This is a genomic window from Acidovorax sp. sif1233 (genome assembly GCF_019218755.1).
In the GTDB taxonomy this organism is placed as follows: domain Bacteria; phylum Pseudomonadota; class Gammaproteobacteria; order Burkholderiales; family Burkholderiaceae_C; genus Acidovorax.
This window is the reverse complement of record NZ_JAHUWZ010000007.1, coordinates 89,553-107,231: the sequence shown is the minus strand read 5'-3', so window position 1 is coordinate 107,231 and position 17,679 is coordinate 89,553. Positions and strand designations below refer to the sequence as shown.

At 70.0% G+C, this 17,679-nt stretch carries 12 protein-coding genes; 1 reads left to right on the top strand and 11 read right to left on the bottom strand.

Annotated elements, in window-relative coordinates; all coding sequences use genetic code 11:
- Positions 1-167 precede the first annotated feature (167 nt).
- From KW843_RS20990 to KW843_RS20940, 11 genes are all read right to left on the bottom strand, one after another.
- Complete coding sequence (locus KW843_RS20990; RefSeq protein ID WP_255594849.1) at positions 168-4,493, bottom strand: cellulose biosynthesis protein BcsC; 4,326 nt, start codon at positions 4,491-4,493, stop codon at positions 168-170.
- 90 nt (positions 4,494-4,583) lie between these two features.
- Positions 4,584-6,902, bottom strand: coding sequence for a cellulose biosynthesis cyclic di-GMP-binding regulatory protein BcsB (gene bcsB / locus KW843_RS20985; protein WP_218297090.1), 2,319 nt, complete (start codon positions 6,900-6,902; stop codon positions 4,584-4,586).
- Positions 6,903-6,951: 49 nt separating this feature from the next.
- Positions 6,952-9,138, bottom strand: a complete 2,187-nt coding sequence (bcsA, locus tag KW843_RS20980) for a UDP-forming cellulose synthase catalytic subunit (protein ID WP_218297089.1) — start codon at positions 9,136-9,138, stop codon at positions 6,952-6,954.
- Positions 9,135-9,917, bottom strand: a complete 783-nt coding sequence (gene bcsQ, locus KW843_RS20975; protein WP_218297088.1) for a cellulose biosynthesis protein BcsQ — start codon at positions 9,915-9,917, stop codon at positions 9,135-9,137. Before bcsQ ends, bcsA begins: the two co-directional genes overlap by 4 nt.
- On the bottom strand, positions 9,914-10,468 hold the full coding sequence (bcsP, locus tag KW843_RS20970; RefSeq protein WP_218297087.1) for a cellulose biosynthesis protein BcsP: 555 nt from the start codon (positions 10,466-10,468) through the stop codon (positions 9,914-9,916). Before bcsP ends, bcsQ begins: the two co-directional genes overlap by 4 nt.
- A 46-nt stretch (positions 10,469-10,514) precedes the next feature.
- On the bottom strand, positions 10,515-10,991 hold the full coding sequence (bcsD, locus tag KW843_RS20965; protein ID WP_255590973.1) for a cellulose biosynthesis protein BcsD: 477 nt from the start codon (positions 10,989-10,991) through the stop codon (positions 10,515-10,517).
- A 326-nt stretch (positions 10,992-11,317) separates the two neighbouring features.
- Positions 11,318-12,439: a tRNA 2-thiouridine(34) synthase MnmA gene (mnmA, locus tag KW843_RS20960; protein WP_218297086.1), complete on the bottom strand. Its 1,122-nt coding sequence runs from the start codon at positions 12,437-12,439 to the stop codon at positions 11,318-11,320.
- Positions 12,440-12,540: 101 nt separating this feature from the next.
- Positions 12,541-13,371, bottom strand: coding sequence for an SDR family NAD(P)-dependent oxidoreductase (locus KW843_RS20955; RefSeq protein WP_218297085.1), 831 nt, complete (start codon positions 13,369-13,371; stop codon positions 12,541-12,543).
- Positions 13,368-14,159, bottom strand: a complete 792-nt coding sequence (locus KW843_RS20950; protein WP_218297084.1) for a citryl-CoA lyase — start codon at positions 14,157-14,159, stop codon at positions 13,368-13,370. Before KW843_RS20950 ends, KW843_RS20955 begins: the two co-directional genes overlap by 4 nt.
- A gap of 13 nt (positions 14,160-14,172) precedes the next feature.
- Complete coding sequence (locus KW843_RS20945) at positions 14,173-15,660, bottom strand: class I adenylate-forming enzyme family protein (protein ID WP_218297083.1); 1,488 nt, start codon at positions 15,658-15,660, stop codon at positions 14,173-14,175.
- 34 nt (positions 15,661-15,694) lie between these two features.
- Positions 15,695-16,717, bottom strand: a complete 1,023-nt coding sequence (locus tag KW843_RS20940) for a tripartite tricarboxylate transporter substrate binding protein (protein WP_218297082.1) — start codon at positions 16,715-16,717, stop codon at positions 15,695-15,697.
- 101 nt (positions 16,718-16,818) lie between these two features.
- Between KW843_RS20940 and KW843_RS20935 the strand changes: the two genes are divergently transcribed.
- Positions 16,819-17,634, top strand: a complete 816-nt coding sequence (locus KW843_RS20935; RefSeq protein ID WP_218297081.1) for an IclR family transcriptional regulator — start codon at positions 16,819-16,821, stop codon at positions 17,632-17,634.
- The last annotated feature ends 45 nt before the right edge of the window (positions 17,635-17,679 follow it).

Below are 17,679 nucleotides of genomic sequence, written 5' to 3'. Positions count from 1 at the left end.
GCGATGCCTTGCGTGCGTGCAGGCAGGCTGAGGCACACAGGTAGGTAGGCTGGCAAGCAGGCCACACCCGTGGCCGCCAGCAAAAAAAGGCCCGCCGCACTTCATGTGCGGCGGGCCTTTTTGTTGCCTGCAGAAAGCTGGTGGGCCCTCTGGGAAGTTCTGTGGCCTCAGTAGCTATAGGGCGACCGCAGCGGGTTGACCGGGAAGGCCTGCAGGCCGCTGTAGGGCTGGAACGCGTACCGCACATACAGGCCCCCCGCGAATTCGCGGTAGTTGCGCGCGTTGTTGAGCGACAGGTGCCCGCCCAGGAACACCTGCGGGTGCATCTGGTACTCCATGGCGGCGCCCAGGTTGTAGCCCAGGCCCGTGCGGGACTGGCCGGGGTAGATGGCCGTGGCGCCGGTTTCGCCGAAGGCCAGCGCGTCGCTGGCCGCCTGGACGGCACTGGCCTGCCGCGACGGGCTGTTGGGGAAGTACGGTGCCGCGTCTTCCTTGAAGTACTGCACGCCCACCGAGCCCTTGAGCTGGTAGGACAGGCGGCCATTGCGCTGCGCCCATTCGACCGGAATGCCGAAGGACACGAATTGCTGCGGGCTGAAGTACCCGCCGTGGCCCACGGTGAAGTAGCGCAGGTTGCGCTGGTACGACAGGCCCGTGAAACTCAGGCCGGCCGTGAGGTCCTCGTTGGAGGTGCGGTGCACATGCCAGTACATGCCGCCGCCCAGTTCGGCCCGCGCATTGCTGCGCACACGGGTGCCGGTCAGGCCGTGCAGCGAGCCGTAGCCGTACACGCCCAGTTCGCCATCGTCCCAGGTGAGGTCCAGGCGCCCGCCCGTGGCCGACACCCCCCCCCAGCGGTCTCCCGTGCGCGCATCGCGGGCACCGGCGAACGACAGCAGGCTGTCGGTCACCGGGCGGCGCGACAGGTCTCCCGCCACGGTGAGGTTGTCGGTGAGGGCCGTGCGGTATCGCACGCCGGCCGTGACGTCCGACTGGCCGAAGCCCAGCGGCGTGCTGCCGATGTCGGCCCGGAAGCCGCCGTTTTCATAGCCCACGCTCAGCCCGATGCCGCTGTCGCTCTGCGACCCCGCCGCGCGCTCGGGCATGTCCAGCGCGGTGACCGGGCCGCCGCCAAAGCGGCTGACGGTGCCGTACGGAGACCCGGGCGATCCCGCGCTGGCGCCCGTGGGGGTCACGCCCAGGAGCAGGTGCCCGTCGCCCACGCTCATCTTCAGCTGGACGGGGGCTTCGATCTCGGAATGCTGGCTCATGCCCGCCTCGCCCTGCCGGGCACGCGCCGTGGCACCGACCGAGAAGCTGGATATCTGGCTTTGCTGGACTTCCCGCAGCTCGTCGCGGGCCGTACGGGGCCGCGCAGGGTCCGGCACGTTGCCCATCCCGGCCGTGGCCCAGGCCGAGGGAGCCGCCGCGGCAGGCGCACCGCCGCGCTGCAGCGGCTGGGGTGCCGCCGCATACCCGCCATAGGCCTGCGCGGGCGTGAGGTAGCCCCCGCTGGCGGCGGGCTGCGCAGGCACCTGGGAGGCGGACGGAGCAGCGTACGCGGGCGCCACGGCCGGTGCCGCGGGCGCGGCGGCGGACGACCGCTGGACGGGGGCCTGTGGCGCCGCGCCGCGTGCCGCCGTGGCGCGACGCGCGGTGCCTGCGGATGCAGCCACATCGGCCACCGCGGCCGGGCTGGCGGCCTCGGGGTAGTAGCTGGCGGGCGTCATGGGGGCGGCCGGGGCGTAGGCCTGTGGCGCCGTGCCAAAGCGGCTGGCCCCCGCCGGATCCGGAATGTACAGGCCTGCGGGCGCATTGCTGCGCGCCACGGGCTGCGGGGCGTACTGCTGGGGGGTGTAGCCCACCGGCGAGCGCACTGCCGTCGTGGCGGCGCCCGGCACCGACAGCCCACCACCGGCACGCTGGAACTGCTGCCCGGCGCGCTGGGCGAATGGATTCCCGGAGCGCGCCGGACCCGCCGGCACGCCACTGGCGGCCAGCACGGCATCGCGCTGCGCGTTTTCGGCCGCAACGGCCGCCGTGAAGAACTCGGTGGCCTTGGAGTTCTTGCCTTGCGCGCGGTACAGCCGCCCGGTGGCGGTCAGCACCTCGGGATCGCGGGGTGCGCGCGCCAGCGCCACGGACAGCAGCGACTCCGCGTAGCCGTAGTCCTTGGCGCCGGTGGCCATGGCCGCGGTCTGCAGGAGCAGGGACACATCATTGGGCGACTTTTCCAGCAGCCGCGCATACAGCGCCTGCGCCTGGGCATAGTCGTTGTTGGCCGCGTACATGCGGGCCAGCGCCGCCATGGCCAGGGGTTCGTCGGGCTGCTCGGCCAGCAGGGGGGCGAGCGTGTCGTAGGCGGCGACCAGGTCGCCCGCTTCGCGCAGGCCCTCGGCCTGGCGCACGATGTAGGCCCGGCGGATGTCGCTGAAGCTCTTGCGCTCGCGGTCGTTCATGGGGGCGGTCTGCAACTGCCGCAGGATGCCCGCCAGTTCCACGTCCTGCTGGGTCTTGAGCAGGGTCGCCGCGTACTGCAGGCGCAGGCCCACGTCGGGCCGGGCGGTGCGTGCCAGCACCTGGCGCACCATGCCCAGGGCGCGCTGCGGCTCGCCCGCGTCCGCGTAGGCCAGGGCCATGGCCCCCAGCAGCTCGGGATCTTGCGTGGCAAAGGACTCCGCCTGCGCCAGGGCGGCCAGCGCCTCGGACTGCCGGCCTTGCGCCGCCAGCGCCGACGCCGCCGAGGCCTGCACATGCACCCACACGCGCTTTTGCAGCGCGGCGATGTCCCGGGTGCGGTGCTTTTCGGGAATGCGGTCCAGGAGGGCCAGCGCACCCGGCCAGTCACCGGCCTCGGAGGCCAGCAGGGCGCCCGCGTACAGCGCCTCGGGCATGTTGGGGTTGGACAGCAGCAGCCCGTCCATCACGCCGCGGGCCTCGGCCACCGCGCCCATGCGCAGGTACAGGCGCGCGAGGTCCAGCCGCACCCAGGGGCTGGCCGGGTCGTTCAGCAGCGCGTCTTCCAGCGCGGCGCGGGCAGCCGCGACATCGCCGCGCTCCGTGGCGGCGCGCGCCTGGCCCAGGGCCTGCGCGGCGCGCAGGCGCCCCAGGGCGCCCACTTTTTCCTGCTGCGAGGGGGACAGTTTCTCGACGAGCGCCAGCGCTTCGGCGGCCTTGTTGTTCTGCGCCAGCACGCCCACCAGGCCGCGCACCGCGTCGGGGTTGTCGGCCTGGCGCGCCAGCACGCGCCGGTAGGCCGCCTCCGCCGCGTCGTATTGGCCGTCTTCGACCAGCAGGTCCGCCAGATCGCTCTCCGCCGTCACCTCGGCGGGATTGAGCCGCACGGCCTGTTCCAGCGAACGCCGGGCCGCCGCCGTGTCGCCGCGTTCGCGTTCCGTGGTGGCCTGCTCCACCAGGCTCCAGTAGGTGGCGCTGTCCAGGGCCTGCTTCCAGCGGCTGGCCGATCCGGCGCGCGAGGCGCGCTCCAGCAGCCCCCGCGCCTCGGCAAACCGCTCCTGGCGCAGCCGCAGGATGCCCAGGCCGCCCAGGGCGTCGCCATCGCTGGGGCGCGATTCGAGCACGTTCAGGAAGGCGGCCTCCGCCGCGTCCAGTTCGCCGTCGTCCAGGGCCTGGAATCCTGCCGTGGTGCGCTGGCGCAGCGGATCGGCCGTGCGGCCGGGAGCGGCCTGGGACTGCTTTTGCAGGTTCTGCGCCTGCACCAGGCGTGTCTGCACCGCCGTGTCGCCAGGATTGGCGCGCAGGAACTCCTGGTACAGCGGGATGTCGGCCGAGCGATTGCCTGTCCAGGCCAGCGCCTTGCGCCAGCTTTCCGTGGCAGCCTTGCCCACGTCGGGACGCCCCGCCAGCCGCGCCAGCTGGGCGATGCCGTCGCGGCGCGTGGACTCGCGGTAGGTCAGGTGCTGCGCTAGGGCCAGCGCGATCTGCGGATCCTCGGGCGACTCCTGCGCCAGGCGGCTCAGGCCGCGGCGGGCTTCGTCCCAGCCGCCCGCCGTGGCGCCCAGGGTCTGGTAGTACTCCAGGGCCAGCGGCCCGGTGGGGGCGCGGTCTCCCAGCGCCGCCTGGTAGGTGCTCAGCGCCTGGCTGGCCTGGCCGCTGCGGGCCTGCTGGCGCGCGGTTTCGATCTGCGGCGCGCTGCGCCCCGTGCGGATGGACTCCTGCAGCCGGCTCACCAGGGGGCTGCGCGGGTGCGCCGCCTGCAGCTGGTTCAGGTAGCGCTGCGCGCCCTCGGGGCGCTGGGCATTGAGCTCCACCAGCGCCATCCCGTACAGCGCCTGGGCATTCTGCGGGTTGATGCGCAGCAGCTTCTGCCATGCCTCGCCCGCCCGCTCGGTGTCACCGCGCTCCTGCCAGTACTGTCCCTGGTCCAGCAGGGTCTGCTCCGCCCCGGTCTGCGCCCAGGCCGCGGCGGGCGCCATCAGCGAGGCCAGCAGCCCCATGGCCAGTGTGTGGTGACGACGACGTTTGGAGGACATGCCTTCCTTCTCCCTGCGAGGTTCCCGGCCACCGAGGTGCCGGGACTGTGTTGCGTGATTCAGAAAATACCGGGCGTGCTTCGCCTTGCCTCAACCTTTTTGCTTGAGCCGCGCCCGTGCGCGCGCCCTGAGCGACAGGTACATGATGATCGCAATCAGCACCGCCGCCGACACGCCCAGCAGGATCAGCAGCAGCGGGTTGCGCGAAAGAAACCACTGCGCGTACAGCAGGGGGCCCAGCTGGCCCACATGGTAGTTTTTCTCGGCGACCAGGCTGTCCACCTGCTTGCCGCGGATCACCGTGGTGCTGCCCTGCACGTGCTTGAGCAATTCGGCGTCCAGCAGGGCATCCATCACCTGCCCCAGCCCCGCGGGCTGGTTGCTGGCCACGAGCACCACGCTGCGGCCGCTGCGCAGGGGCGATTCAAAACCAGCCACCAGCGCATCGGTGCTGTTGCTGGAGAACGCGACCTGGTTGCGCCGCGCGTGCACGCTGGACTCCTGGCCAAAACCCCACCAGCGCAGCAGGCGGTTGGCGAAGTCCGACATCTGGAAGCTCTTCGCATCGCCCTGCAAGGCCGCGGGGATGGCGCTGGCCCACTGCTTGAGCAAGGGCTGGTTGCCGCCGGAGGCAATGACCAGCAGGTCCTTGTCGGCGAGCCTGTCCACCTGCTGGGCCTGCGCCACGGTCACGCCCAGAGCGGGGTACCCCGTCACGCGCCCCATGACGCCCATCAGCCCCAGGTAGGCCGTGTACTCCTGCACCCCCGGCTTGTCCGGCATGACCACGGCGGACTCCGAGAGATCGGCCATGCGGGTGAACGGGAACCCGGCATTGCCGAAGGCGGCCAGGTCGGGCATCGCGATGAAATGCGGGAAGCCGGAGATGTCGATGGTCGAATCGGCCTCCACCGAGCCGCGCACGTTGTCCAGCGGCACGTCCTTGCACGCGCCCTGCTTGACCACGTCGTAGTAGTAGTGCATCTGCAGCTGCGACTGGGCTGGCAGCTTGAACAGCGGGATGTGGAAGCTCTCGCGCTCCGGCGCCATCTCGCCCTTGGGCATCACCGTCGTCAACAGGCGGTCGAGCGCGCCCGACTCCTCATGGTTCACCGCATGCAGCGGAAGGGACCGCAGGAACTGCTGGTTCACGTTGATATTGAGCGTGGACTTGTCCGCGTTGGGGCGCGGCGTATAGCGGTAGCGCAGGTCCACCGGGATGCCCTTCTGGCGCCACGCGAACAGGTCGGGCGGCAGGAAGAAGTTCACGCGGATCAGGTCGGGCGAATAACCGGACACGTTGAGCGCCTGGGCTTCGACCAGCTCGCCAAACTTCACCGGACGGTCGTTGGCCAGCCAGTTGGGCGCGTCGTAGGGCTTGCGGGGCTTGAGTTCCGTGACCTCGGTGATCCGCGCCAGCGGGCCGGACAGTGCCGAGGAGCCGATGGCCAGCGCCTTGGCGGCCACGGCCAGCTCAGCCTCGTCACGCCCCATGACCAGCAGCAGCTTGCCGTTGCGGTCGGCCGGGTGGCTGACCACCGCCACCGTGGGGCCCTGGATTTCGGGCAGCGCCAGACCCGCCGGGGCCTGGCCCCGGCCGGCCACCATCACGACGGCATTGCCGCGCGGTGGCAGTTCGCCAATGAAGGAGGGGAACTTCGCGCCCCGGAAACCCGCCAGCGCGCCGAACCAGGAAGACATGGTTCCCGCGGCCTGCAGCATGCCCGCGTTGGGCGCCGCGTTGAACACGATGGGCAGGTCCAGCGGCCGCACGTCCCGGCGGTCGAAGAACGGCTGGGGCAGCAGCGCCAGATCGTTCGTCTGCGCCACCGGCGCGACGGTGAGCTCCAGCACGCTGTCGTTGCCGATGTTGGCCCACAGGCTGGAGTGCAGCGGGTCCTCGCACTCCATGGTGTAGTGGCCGATGAGCTGCAGGTTCAGCCGGTTGAACTCGGTGATGAGGCGCGGCGGGATGGTGATCTCGCGCTGCAGGTTCTCGCCCGCCTGCTGCGTGTTCACCGGAATCGTCGCGGCCACCTGCTCGTTCACCAGCACCTTGATGTGGGACAGGTTGGTGAGCAGGGCGGGCGAGTACGAGTAGTTCAGCTTCAGCCGGGCGCCGGTGACCACCTCGTCGCCGCGCACGCTGAAGGCCACGCCGCTGGTGCCGTCCACGCCCCGCAGTTGCAGGGGAAAAAGGGCGCCCAGGTCCTTGAAGCTGGTGCGGTGCACGCGCACGCCGTCGGACTGCGGTGCCGCCGCCGCCGCGTCCACGCCGGCCGCCACGGGCGCGGGGGCGGCGGAGAGCTGCGAAACCGGCACGGCCGTCCCTGCCAGTACCAAGGCCAGCATGGCAGGCAGCATGCGCTTGCGCGGCAGCCGCGCTGTCGGATGTCTTTTGGAAATCATGGTGTGGAGTCTTTGGAAACAGGGAAAGGCTTGGAACGTGTCGGTGTTCTCAGCGGGGTTTCAGGGACTTGACGGCCGAGACGGTCAGCTGCCCCATGCCGCGCAGCCCGATCACGATCACGCTTCGGAGCGAGCGCAGTGGCTTGTCGCGCTGGCCGGTGCCCCAGCTGGTGATCCACGCATCGGCCCGCGCGAAGGTCAGCGACGCCAGCTCGGCCTGCTGGTGCAGGCTGAGGTTGTCGAACTTCACGCCCAGGCGGCCCTTGCCGCTGAACGTGACGACCGCGGGAAAGACACCTTCTTCGTCCGACCGGAACAGCGACACCGAAAGGCGGCTGCCCATGGGAATGTCGCTGTCCGGGGGCACGGACAGGCCCAGCCCGTGCTGGGAAAAGTCTTCGGTCTTGCACACCAGCGTGCGCCCGTTGTCGAAGCGGATCACGGCGGGCAGGGAGGCGGCCACGCGCGGCGTGCCCCGGATCTGGCGGGTCTCGCTGGCCACCGCGACGCTGGCGCCCAGCAGGATGACGTTGTAGGTGGTCCAGACCATGTTGATGACCAGCGTCGTGGTTTCATCGCCCGCCGACGAGAACAGCTTCCAGATTCCCACCGCGAACCCGACGAGATTGATGAGGAGCAGCACCACGTAGGGCCGTGCGATGGTCCAGTCGAAATAGGCCTTCTCGATCACCCCGCCCTTGGCCGTCACGTTGAACTTGCCCAGCTTGGGGTTGATGAACGCCACCAGCACCGGGCGCATGATGTACCAGGCCAGCACCGATTCGTACACCTCGTTCCAGAACGAATGGCGAAAGCGCCCCTGGATGCGGGAGTTGGTCACGCTGGCGTGGGCCAGGTGGGGCAGCGCATAGGCGGTGATCATCAGGGCGGTGGCCTGGAACACGTGCGCGCCAAAGAACAGGTAGGCCAGCGGCGCCGTCAGGAAAACCAGGCGCGGCAGGCCGTAGAAGAAGTGCAGCATCGCGTTCAGGTAGCACAGGCGCTGCCCGAACTTGAGGCCCTTGCCGAACAGCGGATTGTCGGTGCGCGCGATCTGCGCCATGCCGCGTGCCCAGCGGATGCGCTGGCCCACGTGGCCGGACAGGCTCTCGGTGGCCAGGCCCGCGGCCTGGGGCACCTCGAGGTAGGCCGTGTTGTAGCCCAGGCGGCTGAGCTTGAGCGCGGTGTGCGCGTCCTCGGTCACGGTTTCCACCGCGATGCCACCCACTTCCAGCAGCTCCTTGCGGCGGATGATGGCGCAGGAACCGCAGAAGAACGAGGCATTCCACAGGTCATTGCCGTCCTGCACGATGCCGTAGAACAGTTCGCCCTCGTTGGGCATGCGGTGGAACGTGTCCAGGTTGCGCTCGAACGGGTCCGGCGAGAAGAACACGTGCGGCGTCTGCAGCATCACCAGGTTGGTGTCCTTGAAGAACCAGCCCATGCAGATCTGCAGGAACGAGCGCGTGGGAATGTGGTCGCAGTCGAAGATGGCGATGTATTCGGAGTGCGTGACCTTCAGCGCCGCGTTGATGTTCCCGGCCTTGGCATGGTGGTTGTTGTCGCGGATCAGGTAGCCCACGCCCAGCTCTTCGCAGAATTCGCGGAACTCGGGGCGGCGGCCGTCGTCGAGCACGTACACGTGAAGCCGGTCGGCCGGCCAGTCCAGGCTCATGGCCGAGAACACGGTCTGGCGCACCACTTCGAGCGGCTCGTTGTACGAAGGGATGAACACGTCCACGCTGGGCCAGGTGCTGATGTCCTGGGGCATGGGAACCGGGCGACGTTGCAGCGGCCACGCCGTCTGGAAGTAGCCGATGAGCAGCACCGCGAACGCATACAGCTCCGCCAGCACCAGGCCGTACCCGAAAGCCGCATCCAGCAGGTTGGTGAACCCGATGGTGTCCGTGAAGCGCCAGTAGATGTAGCGCGACGACGCCGAGATCGACAGCACGATCATGGCCAGCGTGGACAGGCGGCCGGGCGTCTTGCTCAGCAGCAGGGCGGCACCGAACGAGCCCACGGAAAAGAGGATCTGGCCCTGGAGGTCGAGCGGCACGCTGATGACCAGCCCCATCAGGAGGGCGCTGAACACCACCGCCGCGACACGCACCACGGGGTGCTGCCACAGGTTCCACCCGGTGATGGCATGCACCACGGTGCGCCAGCGGGCCTGGGGGCTGTGGGAGTCGGCGTCGGCGACTTCGTCGGCCCGGGGACGCTGGTCGACGCTCATCGCGCGGCCCCCGCCAGCGGCAGGCGCAGGCGCTGCGCCAGGACGCGCGCGCAGGCGCGCAGATCATCGGCCGCCTGGCCCTGTGCGTCGTACTCCAGCACGCTCTGGTCGTAGGCCAGCGCTTCGCGCACGGCCTGGTCCTCGTGGATCACGCCCACCAGCCGCTCGCCCAGGTTGTCCTGCATGACGCGCGTGATGTCCTTGGACAGCTGGCGCGCGCCGTCGGCCTGGTTGAGCACATAGAGCGTTTCGGAAAAGTCGGGGCGCGGCGTGCAGTACGTGTGCACCAGGCGCTGCATCAGGGCGAGCGAGGCATACGATGCCGCGTCGGGCAGGCTGACCACGACGACCACCTGGGCCGCCGCCAGCGCCTGCTGCATGTAGACGGAGGGGCCGGGCGGCGTGTCGATCAGCACGACCGCGTCCTGCGGCAGTTCCAGGCTCTCCAGCTGCTGTGCCAGCCAGTGCGGATGCGCATCCAGATGCCGCTCGAAGGCCACGCGGTCGGCCTCGTTCACCACCCCATAGGGCAGCACATGCACCCCCGAGGGGCTTTCCACGCAGACGGAGGCCCAGCCTTCGCCCGCCAGGCTGGCCCGGGACACGCCCGCGAGGGAGCGGGGATCGGCCCCGAAGTGCAGGCCCAGCGCATTCTGAGGGTCCATGTCCACCACCAGCAAGGTCGCCACGCCCTGGCGCTCCAGCGCGGTGGCCAGGTTCGCGGTCAGTGTCGTCTTGCCCACGCCGCCCTTGGCAGAAACGATGGCAATCACTTTCATGGGTGGCCCTTGCGAGGCTGCCAGGCCGCTGCGGGCCGGGCCGGGGTGTCGCCCGCGCCCGCCAGGCGCGCAAACACCGACGGCAGATCGGCGGGCAGCGAACCGGGTTGCACCGCCGCCGCATCGGAAGGGGAAGGGGCCGCCGCGGTGCGCAGGCCGGCCAGGCCGGCCAGGGGCGAACGGGCGGCCAGCGCGGCCGACGGTGGCACGCGGTCCGCCGGGGTCATAGGCGCAGGCATGGGCGTGGGCGCCACCACGGGCGGAGGAACCTCGGCCGCAGGCCGCGCGGCGGGTTGCGCCCAGCCCGCGGGGACGGGCCGTGCCGAAGCCGGCGCGAGCGCGAAGGCCGCCTGGGGCGTCGGGGCGCCGGGGGCGCCGGCGCGGCGGTCTACGGAAGGAACGTCATCGGCGACGGCGTCCCGGACGGCCGACACCAGGGGCCAGCGCTCCCTGGAGAGCTTGTGCTCCTGCTGGCGGGCCAGCTCATGGTAGGGGTCCGCCTTGGCGCCGAACTGCTGAAAGAGGTTCACGATGTCGTCTGAATGCTTCATGGGTCACCGTCAATGCCGAAACGTAGAAATCCGAAATCCGCAGGGCTCAGCGTGCCAGCTGGAGGTGCACGCACCCCCAGGCATCCGCGGGCGCGCGCTGCACCACCTTGAGCTGGCCAGCGCCGGCCAGTTCGAACCAGCCCTGATAGACGCCCTCCAGGAAACCACCCGACCATGGTGCGTGGTCGGGCCCGAACGCAGCGGACACGGGCGACAGGCTGTGGTGGATGTCCAGTTGCGCCACGTCCTGCACCAGGCGGACCCAGCCCCAGTCGATGCGGGTCCACACGGCCGACATGGCCTGCTCCAGCTCCTGCAGGGTGGCGCACGCCGGCAGGGGATGCTCCGCCGCGAACCGTGCCCCCACCCGGAACATCAGCGCGCGCAGGTCTTCCGGCGCGAGTGCGGCGGCAAACTCCGACGCCAGGGCCTGAAAGAACCCCCTCCACTGGACCGTGCACTGCTGCTGGGCCAGGTGTTCGGCGATCTCGGGACTGGAGGGCATGGAAACGATGGAGGACATGGCGCGCACGCGAGCAAGCATCGGGCCGGTGATGGCCCTCGGCGGGGTGGACTAAGGGTTTACCATATGCATCGGTTGATACATGTGGTTTCAAACAGCGTTTGCAGGAATTTTAGGAGCCCTGCCCGCCGAAATGGCACTTGCCGCAGCGAACAGAAGGTCAACTTAGTTCAACTGGCGGTATCTACGTAGAGGGTTGTGGGTGCCACACCACATATCTCGCATCAATTGCTATTGAATTTTTCATTCGATAGTCAGTGACAATTGAAAAGCCCGCATTTGCGACCCGCCGCCAACTGGGCTGCGCTGGAAAAATTCCGAGTGTTTCAGTCTGTAGCCGACCCGATGACCCCGCCACCCAGGCACACCTCCCCGTCGTACAGGACCGCGCTCTGGCCGGGCGTGACCGCCCATTGCGCCTGGGAAAACCGCAGCTGGAAATCCGTGCCCGCCGCGCTGACGACCGAGCAGGCGGCGTCCTGCTGCCGATAGCGGGTCTTGGCGCCGTAGTGGCCGGGAACCGGTGGGTGGCCCGACGTCCAGCTGGCATCCTGGGCCTGCAGGGCGTGGGACAGGAGCCAGGGATGGTCATGCCCTTGCACCACGCGCAGCGTGTTCGTGGCGAGATCCTTGCGGGCGACAAACCAGGGCGCGTGATCGCCGCCGCCGCGCTGCACGCCTTTTTCCTTGATGCCGCCAATGCCCAGCCCCTGGCGCTGGCCCAGCGTGTAGAAGCTCAAGCCCACATGCTTGCCGATGGCGCGCCCCCGGTCGTCCTGGATGGGGCCCGGTGCGTGGCTGATGTAGCGGTTCAGGAACTCGCGGAACGGCCGCTCGCCGATGAAGCAGATGCCGGTGGAGTCCTTCTTCCTCGCGTTGGGCAGCCCGATCTCCTCGGCGATGCGGCGCACCTCGGTCTTGTGCAGCTCGCCCACAGGGAACAGGGTCTTGGACAACTGCGCCTGGTTCAGGCGGTGCAGGAAGTAGCTCTGGTCCTTGGACGGGTCGAGCCCCTTGAGCAGCTCGAACAGGCCCGAGGCCGGGTTCTGGCGCACCCGCGCGTAATGTCCCGTGGCGATCTTCTCGGCGCCCAGGCGCATGGCGTGGTCCAGGAAGGCCTTGAACTTGATCTCGGCGTTGCACAGCACGTCGGGGTTGGGCGTGCGGCCGGCCTGGTACTCGCGCAGGAACTCGGCGAACACGCGGTCCTTGTAGTCGGCCGCGAAGTTGACGTGCTCGATCTCGATGCCGATCACGTCGGCCACGGCGGCCGCGTCCACGAAGTCGATGTTGGACGAGCAGAACTCGCTGTCGTCGTCGTCTTCCCAGTTCTTCATGAAGATGCCGACCACCTCATGGCCCTGCTGTTTGAGCAGGTGGGCGGTCACGGCGGAGTCCACGCCGCCGGAGAGGCCGACGACGACGCGCTGCTTGGGGGATGCTGTCATCGCACCGATTGTATTTTTTGTAGCGGCAGGGCACGCGCGGGCGCCAGGAACGCCCTGTCCCCGGCAGGCCATCCGGCGGCCGGGGACAGGGCTGGGCGGAACTACACGAACTTGCCCGTGATGCCGCCGTCCACCACCAGTTCGGTGCCGGTCACATAGGCCGCCGCATCGCTGGCCAGGAAGGCGCAGGCATGCGCCACGTCCCAGGCGGTGCCCATGCGGCCCATGGGCACCTGGCGGGCGCGCGCGGCGCGGGCCTCGTCGAGGCTGGCGTCCGAGAACATCTTCGCCACCGTGGTCGCGATGCGCGGCGTGTCGATGAGCCCCGGCACCACGGTGTTGGCGCGCACGCCCTGGCCCGCGTACTGCTGCGCCACCAGACGCGTGAAGTGGGTGACCGCCGCCTTGGTGACGCCATACGCCAGGTGCGGGTAGCCCAGGTAGCGCATGCCCGCGATGGACGAGATCGTGATGATCGAGCCCCGGCCCCGCTCCACCATGCCTGGCAGCACCTCCTGGCAGGCCAGCAGCAGGCTGTTCACGTTCACGCCGTGGATGCGGTCGAAGTCCTCGGCGCTGGTCTCCAGCGGGCCGCCGGTCTTGCCGATGCCCACGTTGTGGTGCAGCACGTCGATGGCGCCGCCGAAGCGTTCGCGCGCCTCGGCGAACAGGCGTTTCACCTCCGCCGCCTCGGCCACATCGCCCACGAAGGTGGCGGCGGTGCCGCCTTCGGCATGGATCAACGCCGTGGTCTCTTCAGCGGAGGCCGCATCGCGGTCGGCCACGCACACGCTGGCGCCCAGGCGGGCGTAGGTCACGCAGGCAGCGCGGCCAATGCTCCAGCCCGGTCCGGCAGACCCGCCCCCGGCCACGAAGACCACACGGCCCGAGAGGTCCAGCGGCAGGGCGGGGGGATGCGGTACGGCGCTCACGCCGGGCCGCCCTGGCCCGCGCCGCCGACGAAGGGGATCGCATGCTCCACCGTGTCCCAGATGAAGCGGCCCGACGGGCTGTCTTGCTCCTCCACGATGTGCGCCACCAGGCCGGCCGCGCGCGAGATCACGGCAAAGCCGCGCATCACCGCCGTGGGCACGCCGATCTCGCCCAGCAGCGCCGCCACCGCGCCCGTGGCGTTGATGGTGATGGCGCGGCCTGCGACCTCATCGACGGCGCTGGACAGCATCTCCAGCGCGCGGATCTTGTCGCCTTTCAGCTCGGCCTCGGCGCGGCCCATCTCCAGCAGCTTGTAGGCGCGCGGGTCCACGGGCTTGTGCAGGTGGTGGCCAAAGCCGGGCACGGGGGATTTCAGGCCCTTGTAGTGGCGTGCAATGGCCAGCGCTTCGGCTTCGGGGTCCTCAGCCGCCGCGATGCGGTCGAGCAGACTGGAGCAGTTCTCCATGGTGCCCACGAAGGAGCTGCCCACGGCCAGCAGGCCCGCACTCACGGCACCCTGCAGGTTCTCGGGCGCGCTCATGTAGATCAGCCGCGTGGCGATCGCGCTGGGCGTGAGGCCGTGCTCCATGAGCACGATGAGCACCACGTCGGTGATGCGCAGGTCCACGCCGCGCGGCGCGCGGCCCAGGATCTGCATGAGCATCACCTCGGTGAAGGTCTTCTTCCCCATCAAGTCCTCGACCAGGTTCGCATCTCGGTAATGCAGGCTGGTGAGGGTGTGGGTGCACAGGCTGGTGACGGGGGTCTTGGAGGCGTTGGTGGTCATATGGATGGTTCCTTCAGGCCGTAGCGGCCAGTGCCGCATCGCGCACGGCGGACTTGAGCACCTTGCCCACGGGCGACCGCGGCAGGCTCTCGTGGAAATGGATGTGCTTGGGCGTCTGCACCGGGCCCAGGCGTTCGCGCACAAAGGCGATCAGCTCGGCTTCCGTGGCCTGCACGCCGGGGCACAGCTGCACGGCGGCCTGCACGGTCTCGCCCCACTTGTCGTCGGGCAGCCCGAACACGGCGCATTCGTGCACGGCCGGGTGCTGGCCCAGCGCGTTCTCCACGTCCACGGGGTAGACGTTGAAGCCGCCGGTGATCACCATGTCCTTGAGCCGGTCCTTGAGGTAGAGATAACCGCGTTCGTCGATGAGCCCGCGGTCGCCGGTGTGCAGCCAGCCGTCCACCAGGGTCTCGGCGGTCTTCTCGGGCAGGCGCCAGTAGCCGGTCATCAGCAGGTCGCCACGCGCCACCACCTCGCCCACCTCGCCCGTGGGCAGCAGGCGGCCATCGGGCGCCATGATGGCCACGTCGCTGAACCAGGTGGTGCGGCCCACGGCCGCCCAGTTGTGCGGGTCCTCGAAGTCTGCGGGCTGCATCACGGTGAGGATCTGCGGCGCCTCGGTCTGGCCATAGGTCGTGCCCAGCACCGGGCCGAAGAAGTCGCGCACCTGGCGGATCTTCTCGGGCGGCATGGGCGCACCGCCGTAGATCAGCCGGCGCAGGCGCGGAAAGTCCGCGCGCGACACGCCCGGCAGCGCCATCAGCATGTAGACCAGCGTGGGCGGCATGAAGCACACCGTGCCGCCGCGCTCGCGGAAGGCCGTGCGCACCGCCTCGGCGCCCGCGCCGCCCAGCACCACATGGCAGCCGCCCTGCGCCAGGATGGGCAGCAGGTAGGTGGAGGTACCGTGCGTGATGGGCGCGGCGACGATGTAGCGCTCGTGCTCGTCGAAGCCCCAGGCGTGGATCTGGTTGGTGATGTTGGCCATCCACGCGCGGTAGGGCTGCATCACGCCCTTGGGCGCGCCCGTAGTGCCGCCCGTGAACTTGATGGCCTGGGTGGCGTCGTCCGGCAAGTCGATCACCGGGCGCTGCGCGCCCGCATGCACGGCGGCCAGGTCGGCAAGCCCTGCGGTCGGCACGCGGGCACCGGGTGCCCCTTCGACCAGATCGGCACAGGCCGTGTCGAGCACCAGGATGGAGGGCTCGGTCGCGTCGATGATGCGGCGGATTTCGGGCCGGGTGCTCTTGGGGTTGAGCGGCACCCAGACCTTGCCGCAGGCCAGCACCGCCAGCAGCGCAGCGATGTGGTCGGCGCTGTTGCCCGCGCAGATGCCCACGCGGCTTTGGGGTGTGGGGTCGATGGCGGTGAAGCCCGCCGCCAGCGCTGCCACGCGGGCGGCCAGCGCGTCGTAGCGGATGGCGCCCTCGGGCGCGTCGATGGCGATGCGGTCGGGCCAGCGCTGGGCGGCGCGCCAGAAGAAGTCGATGGGGAACATAGGGGCGGCAGGGGAGGTTGCGGGAGGTTGCGTATTACTCGGCCGATGCGCCCGATTCCTTGACGACCTCGCGCCAGCGCTTGATCTCGGCGGCGGCAAAGCCGCGCATCTTGTCGGGCGTGCCCCCATCGGGCGTGGCGGCCAGCTCCTGCAGGCGGTTGCGCACCTCGGGCTGGGCCAGCACCTTGTTGAGGGCCGCATTGACCTGCTCGACCACGGCGCGCGGCGTGCCCGCCGGTGCGGCCAGGCCAAACCACGACTGCACGTCGAAGCCCGCATAGCCCGACTCGGCCAGCGTGGGCACATCCGGCAGCAAGGGCGAGCGCTGGGCGCTGGTGATGGCAATGGCGCGCAGCTTGCCCGCCTGCACATGCGGCAGCGCCGAGGGCGTGTTGTCGAACATCGAATCCACCTGGCCGCCCAGCAAGTCGGTGACGGCAGGCGCGCTGCCCCGGTAAGGCACGTGCAGCATCTTGAGCTTGGACTGCATCTTGAACATCTCGCCCGAGAGATGGATGGACGAGCCGCTGCCCGAGGACGCGAAGGTGATGCCGTCCTTGGACTCCTTGGCGTAGCGCACGTAGTCGGCCAGGTTCTTGATGGGCAGCCTGGGGTTGACCACCAGGATGTTCGGAATCCTGGCGATCATGCCGATGGGCTCGAAGTCCTTGACCGGGTCGTAGCCGAGCTTGGGGTACAGCAAGGCGTTGATGGTGTTGGCGATGGTGTAGACGTACAGCGTGTAGCCGTCGGCCGGCGAGCGCGCCACGGCCTCGGCGCCCACGTTGCTGTTGGCGCCCGCGCGGTTGTCCACCAACACGGGCTGGCCCAGCTGGTCGCCGAGCCTGGCGGCCACCAGCCGCGCGATCACATCGGTGGCGCCGCCAGCCGCATAGCCCACGACGAGCTTCACGGGCTTGGCGGGCCAGCCCGTGGCGCTGGCGGTCTGGGCCTGCAGGGGCAGGGCGGCGGTGCAGGCGATGGCGGCGGCCAGGGCCAGCAGGCGCCGGCGCGGGGCCGTGCCGGGGGTGGCAGAGGGGGTGGTGTGCGAGGTCATGTCTTGTCTCCTGGTGTGTCTGAAAATCCGTCTGGGCGCCCCGGCGGCGTGGCTCTGCGGCACACTGCGCGCTGGTTGCATCGACGGACAAATTCTTTCCCATGCCCTCCCGACCTGCGAATCGAAACGTCCGCCTGCCGGACGTTCCACCCCCGCCCGAAGCCCCCGACGACCCCGGCAGCCGCACGCTGCGCCGGGGCCTGCAGGTGCTGGACGCCGTGCTGGCCCAGGGTCGCGACGGCGCGCGCGTGGTCGACCTGTGCCGCGCGGCGGGGCTGGAACGCGCCACCGTCTACCGCCTGCTGGCCACGCTTCTGGAGAGCGGCTATGTGGCGCAGCGCGGGCGCTTTCGCTACGTGGCGGGCCCGCGCCTTGCGGCCATGGCCGAGCCCGCGGGCCAGCCCAACATGGCCATGCGCCTGGCGCCCGTGCTGGAGCGCGTGAGCCGCGCCTGCGGCGATGCGGCCTTCGCCATCGTGCGCGAGGGGCCCACTTCGCACTGCATCGCCCGCCACGTGGGCACGCACCCGGTGCAGATCCTCGTAATCCAGGTGGGCACGCGCCAGCCGCTGGGCGTGGGCGCGGCGGGCCTGGCGCTGCTGGCCGCATTGCCCGATGCCGAGATGCAGGCCGCCATCGCCGCCAACGCGCAGGCGCTGCCGCGCTACGGCGGCATGACGCCCGAGCGCCTGGCCATCCTGGTGCGCGCCACGCGCGAGCGCGGCTGGTCGGTGGTGGGCAACCACGCCACCCAGGGCGTGCTGGCCGCCGGCATGGCCGTGCGCAACGCGGCCGGCGAGCCCGTGGCCGCGATCAGCGTGGCATCCACCGTGGACCGCATGCCGCGCGAGCGCCAGCAGCTCATCGCGCGCTGGATGCGCGAGGCGCTGGCGGCGCTGCTGCCGGGCGGGGTGTGAGCGGCCGGGCGCCAGATACTATAAAAACAGTAGCTGCCAGCGCTG